Origin of the sequence: Leuconostoc garlicum (genome assembly GCF_001998805.1) — a bacterium.
In the GTDB taxonomy this organism is placed as follows: Bacteria; Bacillota; Bacilli; order Lactobacillales; family Lactobacillaceae; genus Leuconostoc; species Leuconostoc lactis.
Window position 1 is genome coordinate 1,102,305 of the sequence record NZ_CP016329.1, and the last position, 11,770, is coordinate 1,114,074.

At 45.5% G+C, this 11,770-nt stretch carries 11 protein-coding genes; 10 read left to right on the forward strand and 1 reads right to left on the reverse strand.

The features are described 5' to 3' along the window. Nucleotides 1-45: 45 nt before the first annotated feature. From A9176_RS05645 to A9176_RS05690, 10 genes are all read left to right on the forward strand, one after another. Nucleotides 46-471 carry a phosphate-starvation-inducible protein PsiE gene (locus A9176_RS05645; protein ID WP_077282503.1) on the forward strand — a complete coding sequence of 142 codons (426 nt, stop codon included), beginning with the start codon at nucleotides 46-48 and terminating at the stop codon, nucleotides 469-471. A 173-nt stretch (nucleotides 472-644) separates the two neighbouring features. Beyond that, a complete protein-coding gene (gene rbsK / locus A9176_RS05650; protein WP_077283252.1) occupies nucleotides 645-1,556 on the forward strand; it encodes a ribokinase in 912 nt (303 codons plus the stop codon). Further along, nucleotides 1,556-3,004 carry an RsmF rRNA methyltransferase first C-terminal domain-containing protein gene (locus tag A9176_RS05655; RefSeq protein WP_077282505.1) on the forward strand — a complete coding sequence of 483 codons (1,449 nt, stop codon included), beginning with the start codon at nucleotides 1,556-1,558 and terminating at the stop codon, nucleotides 3,002-3,004. The genes rbsK and A9176_RS05655 overlap by 1 nt, the downstream gene beginning before the upstream one ends. Before the next feature lie 175 nt (nucleotides 3,005-3,179). Continuing rightward, the gene (locus A9176_RS05660) at nucleotides 3,180-4,295 is read left to right on the forward strand and encodes a BMP family lipoprotein (RefSeq protein ID WP_077282507.1); all 1,116 of its coding nucleotides are present in this window, start codon (nucleotides 3,180-3,182) and stop codon (nucleotides 4,293-4,295) included. 154 nt (nucleotides 4,296-4,449) lie between these two features. Continuing rightward, on the forward strand, nucleotides 4,450-4,788 hold the full coding sequence (locus A9176_RS05665) for a DUF1831 domain-containing protein (RefSeq protein ID WP_077282509.1): 339 nt from the start codon (nucleotides 4,450-4,452) through the stop codon (nucleotides 4,786-4,788). A gap of 1 nt (nucleotide 4,789) precedes the next feature. Beyond that, entirely contained in the window at nucleotides 4,790-5,443 is a 654-nt protein-coding gene (locus tag A9176_RS05670) for a histidine phosphatase family protein (RefSeq protein WP_077282511.1), read from the forward strand. A 39-nt stretch (nucleotides 5,444-5,482) separates the two neighbouring features. After that, entirely contained in the window at nucleotides 5,483-7,870 is a 2,388-nt protein-coding gene (gene recD2 / locus A9176_RS05675) for an SF1B family DNA helicase RecD2 (RefSeq protein ID WP_077282513.1), read from the forward strand. Between the two features lie 43 nt (nucleotides 7,871-7,913). Beyond that, nucleotides 7,914-8,888: a ribose-phosphate diphosphokinase gene (locus tag A9176_RS05680; protein ID WP_029509229.1), complete on the forward strand. Its 975-nt coding sequence runs from the start codon at nucleotides 7,914-7,916 to the stop codon at nucleotides 8,886-8,888. Next, the gene (locus A9176_RS05685; protein ID WP_077282515.1) at nucleotides 8,885-9,778 is read left to right on the forward strand and encodes a GDSL-type esterase/lipase family protein; all 894 of its coding nucleotides are present in this window, start codon (nucleotides 8,885-8,887) and stop codon (nucleotides 9,776-9,778) included. The genes A9176_RS05680 and A9176_RS05685 overlap by 4 nt, the downstream gene beginning before the upstream one ends. 3 nt (nucleotides 9,779-9,781) lie before the next feature. Next, on the forward strand, nucleotides 9,782-10,771 hold the full coding sequence (locus A9176_RS05690) for an aldo/keto reductase (RefSeq protein ID WP_029509232.1): 990 nt from the start codon (nucleotides 9,782-9,784) through the stop codon (nucleotides 10,769-10,771). 26 nt (nucleotides 10,772-10,797) lie between these two features. Here the strand turns inward: A9176_RS05690 and mvk are convergent, their stop codons facing one another. Continuing rightward, nucleotides 10,798-11,730, reverse strand: a complete 933-nt coding sequence (gene mvk / locus A9176_RS05695; RefSeq protein ID WP_077282517.1) for a mevalonate kinase — start codon at nucleotides 11,728-11,730, stop codon at nucleotides 10,798-10,800. Nucleotides 11,731-11,770 lie beyond the last annotated feature (40 nt).

An 11,770-nucleotide genomic window follows, 5' to 3' on the forward strand; every position in this document is an offset into this window, starting at 1 on the left:
ATCGCGCTGCGGCGTGCAACAAGATACAACAACGGAGAGTGTAGTATGAAACACGAATGGCACCAAAAAGTGGCCAATTATTTTGAATATGTCTTAAATAGCCTCATGATTATTATTGGGGTTGTGATTTTTGGCTTTTTGTTGCGTGAAATTTATAATTTAGCGCATTTACTCCTGACAGTGGAGGATATGCGGTCACACTTTAATCAAATTACGGATGCCACGCTTGCCGTCTTCTTGTTCTTTGAGTTTATGAGTTTGGTCCGCGAATATTTTATCAAGGACGCTCACATTTCGATGGAAAGTTTTCTTTATATCGGGGTGACCGCCTTGATTCGGGCAATTTTGGTTTATCATGATCAAACGATGAAAACGTTGCTATTGGCCTTGTCAATCGGTATCTTAGTGGTTGCCTTGACGGTGTACCGTTATTTCCGTGAAAAAGGGAAACAGCAGAAACTACCATATTAACCAGTCAGTTTTGAATTAAAAAGCACGGCTTGCCGTGCTTTTTTGCATGGTTTAAACATGGTATGATAAGAGATGAAAATACGCGGAGGAGAGTCATTCACGGCAGAAAAGATGCCATGTGTACAGGTTGTCTCGTACATATGCCACGCGCGCGTGAAGACCAAAATGAAAATATGACGAAAAAAATTGTTGTCCTTGGGAGTCTCAACGTTGATAGCATTATGAAGATGCCACGGATGCCATTAGTTGGCGAAACAATGGCTTTAACAGACGTGACAGCAGCACCTGGTGGTAAAGGTGCCAACCAAGCAGTTGCTGCAGCCCGTCAAGGCGCTCAAGTGGCCTTTATTGGCGCAGTAGGGCAGGACAATAATGGCCACTTTATGCGCCAAACCTTAGCTGATCAAGCCGTTGATGTGGCGGCGATTCAAACCAATGCAACAGTACCAACTGGTTCAGCCTATATTATGTTGCAAGATAACGGCGCCAATACAATTTTGATTCATGGTGGGGCCAATCAAGCCTTGACCGTTGATGATTTAGATGAGGATCTGATTGCCCAGGCTGATACGTTGATTGCGCAATTTGAGGTCCCACTGGCAGTGATTACAGCAGCCTTTAAAATGGCCAAGGCGCACAATGTGCAAACTGTGCTGAATCCTGCACCAGCAGTTTATGAGGTCACGCCAACGTTGGCTAATTTGACAGATATTATTTTGCCTAATGAAACAGAAGCACAATTGTTAACGGGTATCACTGTTGAAAATGATCGTGCGGTGTTGAATCAAGTCAGTGATGCCATCTTGGCAACAGGGGTGGCCCGCAGTATTATTACCCTTGGGGAAGCGGGCTCATTTATCGCTGACGGTGCCAACCGTTGGTGGGCAAAGCCGAAAAAAGTTGCGGCCGTTGATACGACAGCAGCTGGGGATACTTTTATTGGGACTCTGGCAAGTGAACTTGCCGCCGATTTTAGTAATTTAGTCGACGCCGTTGATCGTGCTAGCACAGCCAGTGCCATTGCCGTTACGCGACCAGGCGCCATTCCGTCAATTCCAACCCGTGAAGAAGTGGATCAGTTCTAATGCAACAATTACCAGAAGCGTTTACAACTAAATATACCCGTTTATTAGGCGATGAAGCGCCGGCTTTTTTTGACACTTTTGATGATCAGGTGCAAAAGGCCTACCGTGTCAATCCGTTAAAAGCCAATCCCGTGGTCAGTGATACCCCAGATAACGGGCCAGTGCCGTACGGTAAATGGGGCCATTTTGGGGCAGTTTCTGGGCACAGTGTTGACCATGTCACTGGCGTTGTTTACTCTCAGGAACCCTCTGCACAATTTGTTGGCGAAGTCTTACAGCCAAAACCTGGTGAACGGGTGCTAGATTTGGCCGCCGCACCTGGTGGCAAAACGACACATCTCGCTGCTTTTATGCAACAGGAAGGCTTACTTTGGGCCAATGAAATTTTTATGAATCGGGCCAAAGTTTTAAGTGAAAATATTGAACGAATGGGTGTGCAAAATAGTATCGTCAGTTCGCATGCACCAGCTGAATTAAGTGCCAAGTTACCACAATTTTTTGACAAAATTTTACTGGATGCGCCATGTTCTGGCGAAGGGATGTTTCGTAAAAATCCAGCCGCAGTGGCACAATGGCATCAGGATTTTCCGCAAGAATTAGCTGACTTACAACGTGAGATTTTACGCGAAGCCATGAAAATGTTGCGTCCTGGGGGTCAAATCGTGTACTCGACGTGCACATTTGCGCCAGAAGAAGATGAACAAATGATTGCCTGGTTGATGCAAGAATATCCAGAAATGCAGCTTGTACCAATTGATAAACCAGCCCATACACATGTCCAAGATGGTCGGCCAGCATGGGCTGATCAGGCTTACACTGATGGCCAAACCACCATATCAACGACAGCAGATCTCACAGTACTTGAGGGGACGGCTCGTTTGTGGCCACAAGCCTTACAAGGTGAGGGACACTTTGCTGCCAAATTAGAAAAAACCGCTGACGCAACGCCGACAACTGCGGTCGTTAAACCGTTAGTGCCAACACCATTGAGTCGTAGCCAAGAAAAGATTTTTACTGATTTTGTGGCGACAACGCTACCCGACTTTGATATGACCCAGCACACGTTAACCTTATTTGGTGATCGACTTTATCTGGCACCAGTGGGCACACCTGATATTTCAGGGATGAAAATTTTGCGACTAGGACTTGAGTTGGGCACGTTTAAGAAAAACCGATTTGAGCCAGCGCATGCGCTAGCCTTGGCTTTGCCACCACAAGCAGTCAGTCAAACTTACGCCATGACGCCTGACGATTGGGCACAATTTGTCCATGGTGATGTGGTTCGACCAGCGGCACCTTTACAAAAAGGGTGGGTCTTAATGACGGCCAATGGTAATGGCGCGGGCTGGGGACGGTACGTTGATGGCCAAATTAAAAACTTCTTCCCTAAGGGGCTTCGCTTTGCTGTTAAAGCAGATGATACCACGCTAGCAGCGGATATGTATTAAACAGCGAACAGCTGTTTGTGATGTCAAGCCCATGATTTGACCTTGTTCTTAAGTAAAGAACACGTATAATAGATTCTAGTCTTTACAGTTACGTTTGACGTCGCGTGAACGTGAAGTTTAAATTACGGGGTCGGTGCTATGCATTTGCATACCTCACAAAGGGAGAACAATCACCATGAAACAATCAACTAAAATCATTGCAGGTCTTGCAGCTATTGCCATTATTGGCGGCGGTATTTATACGGGTTTGTCGCATAAGTCAACGCAAAATGGGCAGGCAAATAATGCCGCATCACTTGGCTTGGTCCTAGATGTCGGCGGTGTGGATGACCATTCATTTAACCAATCTGCCTGGGAAGGTGCTAAGCAATATGCGGCAGCACATCATATGAAGGCGGGACAAAATGCGCCAGTGACGTATTTCACGACCACTGATCACTCAGATTTGGACCAAAACTTTAATTTGGCAACCAAAAATCATAAATACCAGATTGTTTATGGGATTGGGTATTCGTTAAACCAAGCGATCACCAAGTCAGCTAAATTGAACCCCAAGCAAAAGTTTGTGTTAGTCGATGATATTGTGACGAATCAACCAAACGTGGCGTCAGTTATGTTTCGTTCAGAACAATCATCGTACCTTGCCGGTGTAGCAGCTGCGATTAAGGCAAAGGAAAACGGTGAAAAGGCTGTTGGCTTTATTGGTGGTATTCACGGTAACATTATTGATGCATTTGATGCTGGTTTTGAAGCCGGTGTGAAGGCAACTGATCCAACATTAACGGTCGAAAAGCAATATGCCAATTCATTTACCGACTCAGCTAAGGGTAAGACGATTGCTGCGGCAATGTACGCCTCAGGCATTCGCACAATCTTTGCGGCCGCTGGTTTTGTTGGTAATGGTGCCTTTACTGAAGCGAAAGCCGAAAATTCAAAGTTGGATGCTGATTCAAAGCAACGCTTGTATATTATTGGTGTTGACCGTGATCAGAAGGCTGATGGGGCTTATAAGTCAAAAGATGGTAAGTCAGAAACGTCAACGATGGCCTCATCAATCACGTCCGTTGGGGCAGGTGTTAAAAATATCGCCGATGCCTATAACAAAGACCACAGTTTCCCAGGTGGCAAAACAGTGGCCTACGGGCTTAAGGAACGTGGTGTTTATTTGACAAAATCAGAATTGACACCAGCACAAAAGACAGCCGTAGATAAAGCGGAAAAGGGTATTATTGATGGTACGATTAAAGTGCCAAACCACCCAGCTGGCTCACAATTTAATCAAAAGTTCTAATCGAAGTAGCCAGAGATTTTCACAAGCAAGCCCCGCGTGAGCGGGGCTTTTTTGGTATAATAAAGTCAGTATGTTTTAGGAGGAAGTGTCTGTCACAGGCGAATTTTGGTGAGACGCATGACCAGAAAATGCTGCTGGCGACACAAAATGAGAAATGGCTTTTGATCAACAAGTAACGATTCCAGGTGATGCCACCTACCGTCTTAGTCCACAGATTAAAAAGTATACGCTTGGCGACTTAGGCTTCATTACGAATAATGCCGGCGCCTATACGTTACATCGCTCGCTTGAACCGGAAAAAGCATTGGCTAACGCAGTCAAATTAAAAGTGACGGTTAACCCAGATTTGACCGGGTTTAAGATGAGTACTGTTTCTGCTGGGGATGTGGTACGCGTTGACATTTTTAAAAATCAACATGCAGCAGAAATGGTGCCTTTGTATCATTTTTTTGTTGATGAGTTTGTGGCACGCGGGGTGCTAGAAAAGATTTAATATGACTAAATTTTATTTTGTACGACATGGCCAAACGGCTTGGAATCTCGAACGCCGCTTTCAAGGGGGCAACGGTGATTCTGATTTATTACCTTCAAGTTATGATGATATGGTGAAAGTCGCCGACTTTTTGCGAGACGTCGAGTTCACACGGGTATTTGCGTCGCCATTGCGGCGTGCGCGGATTACCGCCACACAAATTGCGCGCGAAATGAACTATCGTGGTCCCTTGTCACTGCGATCAAATATTGCCGAAGTTGGCCTAGGCCGCTGGGAAGGTGAATTGATGGCACAAGTACAAGTTGACTATGCGACCGCCTACCACAACTATCGCCATGATTTGGATCAGTTTGAAGGCACTGAATTTGATGGGGAAGGGTATACAAAAGCGAGTGCGCGATTTGCGCGGTTTATTAAAAACCTGGCACAGCAATATCCAACGGACAATATTTTGATTGTCTCACACGGGATGGCTTTATCTTTTGGTATCAACGAACTCCTACAAACACCGCGAATGGCGATTCGTGAACGCGGTGGTTTAAGTAATACATCAACGACTGTGCTGTCAACGACTGATGGTCAACAGTTTGAAATTGAAGATTGGAATAATACAACGTATCTCAATAAGCTTCAAAATGACGGAACCACCATTTAAGTTGACACAAGCGCAGTGAAGGATTAAAACAAGCACACGATGACATTTGAAACTGACCAATTGGACAAAGTTACTGGGACGTTGCAACACGTCATTTTTGCGTCCAGTGATTCTTATTTTAAAATTTTATCCGTGCAAATTGATGACAGCACGCTGACCGACTGGGAGACCCCAGAAATTATTGTGACTGGGACGTTTGCTGATGTTCAAGAAGGGAGTACTTATGCTTTCTTCGGACAAGTGGTCCGCCATCCGAAGTACGGGCAACAATTAAAAGTATCACATTATGAAAATGAATTACCACCCGATGAAAATGGCTTGATTAAGTATTTTGCGAGTGGGCAATTTTCAGGGATTGGTCAAAAAACGGCGGAAAAAATTGTTGACCACTTAGGCCTTGACGCTGTCACCTTGATTTTAGATGATGTACAGGTATTGGACGGTATCGTTAAACCAGCAACAGCGCAAAAATTAGCGCGCAGTCTCCAATTGAACCTTGGTTTGGAACGCTTATTTCAAATTGGTAATCAGTATGGATTAGGAGCTGATTTGGCTGGGCGTCTTTATGACCAATACGGCCATGAAGCTGAGGAAATTTTAACAACGGATCCTTATCGTTTGGTTTTTGAATTTGATGGGGTTTCCTTTAAAATTGCCGATGCCATTGGTCAAAAAAATGGGCATGCGCGTACGGATCAGCGCCGAGTGCAGGCGGCTGTTTACGCCACGATGATGAATGTCAGTTTCCAATATGGCCATACTTATTTATCGCGCGCACAACTGCTACAAGCTACCGGGCAATTACTGCATGATCAGCAGTTACAAGCTGATATTGACCAAGCCATTGAAGCGTTAATTGCCAATCATATTTTAGTCGATGATGAAGGTCGCTTATATGCGGCAACGCTTTATCAAGCTGAACGGCAAGTGGCCCAAGATCTTAAGCGTTTGTTACGCGCTCCAATGCCTTTTGATATCACACCGGAGGCGATTGCTGATGCGGTGACCACTCCAGGTCACTTGCAGTTAGATGACACGCAAATTGCGGCGGTAAAAGCTGGCTTGAATGCGCAAGTGTTTTTGCTGACGGGCGGTCCTGGGACAGGCAAAACGACAATTGTCCGCACGATGGTGGCAACTTGGCATAAATTGTTGCAGCAACGGGCGAAATATGCTGATAATACCCAAGATTTCTTAAAAAATTATGCGGTGAAATTAGCGTCACCAACCGGACGAGCTGCCAAACGGATGACTGAAGTTACTGGCCATGAGGCGACGACGATTCATCGGCTACTGGGGATTTCAGATTTAGATGAACCGGAATTTAATGCCGAAAATCCAATTGCGGGTGGGCTACTAATTATTGATGAGGCCTCCATGTTGGATATTGAATTGACGGCAAAGTTGTTTGCTGCCATTCCGAGTGGCATGAAAGTCATTATTGTTGGCGACGCGGATCAACTGCCGTCGGTTGGTCCCGGAAACGTATTGGCTGATTTTGTAGCCAGTCAGCGAATTGCTCATATCGAACTGGCAACGATTTATCGGCAGGGTCGCGGTAGTAGTATTACCACATTGGCACAACATATTAAAAATGGTCAGCTACCCGAGGACTTTATGACCAATCAGCGTGATCGTTCGACCTTTATGGTCGGCCCAGATCAAGTGGTGACGGCCATTGAGCAAGTCGTACAAGCGGCCATTAACAAAGGCTATACGGCTGATGATTTACAAATTTTAGCGCCAATGTATAAAACCACTGCTGGCGTGCATGCGTTAAATACGATGGCGCAAGCTTTGTTTAATCCCCTGAAGCCTGGTCAAAAATTCTTACAGTTTGGCGAGACAATTTTTCGGCAGGGCGATAAGGTCTTGCAACTTGAAAATGACAGTGAGCGTGATATTTTTAATGGCGATATGGGCAAAATTATCGCCATTCGCTATAAAAAAGACCCTGGTAATACTGAAAATGAGGATAGCCTCGTCGTTGATTTTGATGGCAAAGAGCTGGTGTATCCCAAGAAGCAGTTAAACCAACTCACGTTAGCCTATGCAACGACGGTCCATAAAGCACAAGGCAATGAGTTTAAACTGGTGGTTATGGCACTCACCACGCGTTTTGGCTTAATGTTAAACCGAAACTTGTTGTATACTGGCCTGACGCGCGCAAAAGAAGCTTTAATTTTGGTTGGAGAATATGCGGCATTTAATCGGGCAGCGCAGACTCCAGTGCCGATGCGGGCAACTTGGTTGACGCAACGGCTGCAAGCAGAAAACGCGCCCACCGCCACACCAGTGGTGCGCCCAACACCGCCACCAGTAACTGAAAAATATCAACTAACTGCGGCGCTAATTGCCGCACAAACCATCTCACCAATGATTGGTTTGGCGGATGTCACCCCATATGATTTTATGGCAACCAGCTGATTACTGGTATAATGAAACTAAGAAAACGAGACGGAGATAGAAGATGACGACCCCTGAATATCGCTTATTTAGCCTTGGAAGTAATCCAAAGTTGGCTGATGAAATCGCCAATATTTTAGGCACCAACTTATCAGATATTGATGTACGGCAATTTGCCGATGATGAAATTTATGAACGGATTGAGCAAACCGTTCGTGGTCGAGATGTCTATGTGATTCAAGGCATTTCCGATCCGGTCAACGATAATTTTATGAAGTTAATGATCTTTATTGATGCGGCACGTCGTGCTTCTGCCAAGACCATTAATGTCGTGATTCCTTATTTTGGCTATGCCAGATCAGATCGCAAGGCGCGTTCACGTGAACCAATCGCGGCGCGTTTGATTGCGAACATGCTAGAATCACAAGGGGTTAAGCGTGTTATCACGATGGACCTTCATGCTGATCAAGTGCAGGGCTTCTTTGATATTCCAGTTGATCATTTGATTTCAATGCCAACTTTAGGCCATTACTTTTATGAAAATGACCTGTTGGGGTCAGATTTAGTCGTTGTAGCACCAGATCACGCGAGTGTTGGTCGTGCGCGTAAGTTTGCGAAACTACTTCATGCAGAATGGGCAGTCATTGATCGTCGGGTCGGTGAAGATTTGCAAACGGCACCATTTGGCATTACTGGCAATGTGCAGGGGAAGCGCGCGATTTTGATTGATGATATTATCGACACGGGCACAAGCATGACGTTGGCGAGTGAAGCGTTAACGGCGGCTGGTGTGACAGATATTTACGCTGTTGCCCCACACGCAGTGTTGTCAGAACAGGCCGTTGACAAGTTAGCCAAATCGGCAATTTCAAAAACATTAGTGGCGAACACGATTGAAGTACCCGATGATAAGCGTTTTGATAAGTTAGTACAATTATCAGTTGCAGCAACATTTGCCGAAGCGATTCGACGGGTCGATGCGTGCGAAAGTATTGAGGACATTATGAGAAGTCCGGATAACTTGGATGTTAAATTATGAAAACAGTTGACATGACACGATTATTGTCACCAGAATGGGGCGTGACGGATGATGGCATGATGACCACCCAATTTGGGGCGTCAGTAGCTTTTGTGACAACCCATGTTCACGTGGTGCGATTATCATTTGCTAAAAACTACGACGGGTTGACTTTTGCGGTGCAAATCAATGCCGCCGATTGGCAGGAGATGCCGGTTACGGACCAAACCTTGCAAGTGACCATACCCACAGAGACGGCCGAGGTTCGCATGGTATTGCGTGATCGCGCAGGTAGTAGTGAAGCTTTTTGGCAAGATCCTGTCTATGTGACAGCCGTGACAATTGATCAGGGCGAAGTGGCCCCAATTGAAAATGTACAGCCTTACGTGACGTTTGTTGGGGATTCCATTACTGCCGGTGAAGCCATGGCCGCCGATGGGCATCATCCCGAATTGAGCTACCCACAACTGGTGGCTGATGCCTTAGGGCAACCGTTGGCGCGTATTGCGTATGGGGGAACTGGCTTAACCGCTGCTGCGCCATACCAAATCCCAACAGCGATCGAAGCCTTGTGGCATGTTGGTGACAATGTGTCGCGACCATTAGTGACGACTAACCTCGTACTAGTGAATTATGGCACCAACGATTTTAACTATGGTGCCACACCGACCGCGTTTGCATTTGGTTTACGCATCTATTTATTGGAATTGATAAAGCGCTTTCACAATGCTAAAATTATATTAATGATGCCATTGAATGGGGCGTTTCGTGAGGTGTTTTTAGCTGAAACGGCACGCTTTGATCAATTCACGTTAATTGAAACCAAGTCATGGTTACCAGCCATGACAGATGTCCACCCGAATTGTGCAGCGCATCAAATTATTGCAGAGCAAATAGTGAAAGGACTTTAAATCATGGTATATGCAGCAGATGAACAACGTTATGAGAAATTACCTTACCGCCGGGTGAGTGATTCTGGCTTAATTTTACCAGTCGTATCATTTGGCTTGTGGCGTAATTTGGGTGACCAAATGCCACTTGAAAATTCTCGAAAAGTGATGTTGAAGGCATTTGACAGTGGTATTTTTAGCTTTGATAATGCATCTAATTATGGCCCAAGTAACGGTACCGCGGAAGAAACTTTTGGTCAGGTCTATCGCAGTGATTTGAAGCCGTATCGTGATGAACTGATTATCACGACTAAGGCGGGTTATCACATGTGGCCTGGACCATTGGGTGAGTTTTCCGGTAAAAAGACGTTGACGGCCGCCTTGGATTTAAGTCTCCAACGCATGGGACTAGATTATGTTGATATTTTCTATGCACATCGTTGGGATCCCAACACGCGTTTAGAAGAAACTGCTTATGCGATGGACTTATTGGTTAAGCAAGGTAAGGCATTATATGTCGGGGTATCTAATTATAATGCTGAACAAACAGCCGCCATTGCGAAGTTGTTTGATGAACTTGGCACACCATTTATTGGGAACCAAGTGTCTTATAACATGTTAAATCAAACGGCCGCTGATGATGGTTTGTTGGACGTATTGGATGAAAATCATGCTGGCTTGATTGCCTATGGGCCACTAGCTGAAGGCTTGCTGACGGATCGTTACTTAGAGGATATTCCGGAAGATTACCCAATTCACCGGACGAATGCGTTCTTGTTTGAAGACGGTAAAGCGGCCTTGATTGCTAAGTTAAACGCCTTAAACGCCATTGCGCAAGCCCGTGGTCAAAAATTGTCACAAATGGCATTAGCTTGGTTACTCCGTGACCGTCGCGTTGCCACTGTTGTCATCGGGGCAAGTAAGATTGACCATCTGGTAGATAACTTAGCCTTTAGTGATAACATGACTTTCACTGATGACGAAGTTGCTCAAATTGAAACGATTTTGAAATAGCAAAAAGCATCCCGTTGGGATGCTTTTTATAATGGTTGAATCCAAGTGTTTTGTGCGCCTGCTTTTGTCAGAGCGTTGGCGATGGTGATGGCATCATCGTTATTTTTGGCTAGGGCAAACATTGCGCCGCCAATACCGGCACCGGTCAGCTTAGCACCGAGTGCGCCAGCATGTAGGGCAGCATTGACAAGGTTGTCGAGTTTAGGGTGTGACACACCGAGTGATTGTAATTCGTGATGTGCCGCCGTAAATAATAAACCGACGTGTTCGGGGTGATTATGGGTTAAATCAGCCCGCACTTTTTCTGCAATTTGCCCCAAATGAACAATTTTTTGCCAAGTGAGGTCATAATCATCATCCAAATTGCTTTTCACGATATTAACAGCGTGCATCGTTTGGCCATGAATGCCTGTATCAGCGACAACAAGTGTCCCTGTTAAGGTCATTTTAAAAGCCGTTAAGGTCTCGTTTTTGACGAACCAGATGGGGTCGTCAGAGCCGACAGTGGCGGCATCTAAACCAGAGGCCGAGCCATGGGAAATCCCTTCCGCCAAATCGGTAAAGTGTTTTAATTGTTCAGGTGACAAGGGGGCCTTCACGTAATCGAAAAAGGCTTTTGTGATCGAGGTTGCAAAAGCCGCTGACGCGCCGAAACCACGTTCTTGTGGAATATTTGTTTCAATTTCTAGCGTGAAAGGGGCATCAACCAAATTTAAAGATTGCAGTAATTTAAGGATGAGCTGACGCAAGCCTTCCACATTGGCGCCTAATTCATCGAGGTCGCCGTGAAACGTGCTACTTTCAATTGTTTGCCCGCTAAAGGCTGGTCGAATTGTTGTCGTCACGGTCAGGTTTGTTAATGGAATGGCAATAGCTGGTTGGTTATAAACGACGGCATGTTCACCGACTAAAATAATTTTGGCATGGGCAATTCCCACCCCAAGCATTTGACTAATCATGATTTTTCTCCGAATTTCCTTTACTATTGTACCGCACTTT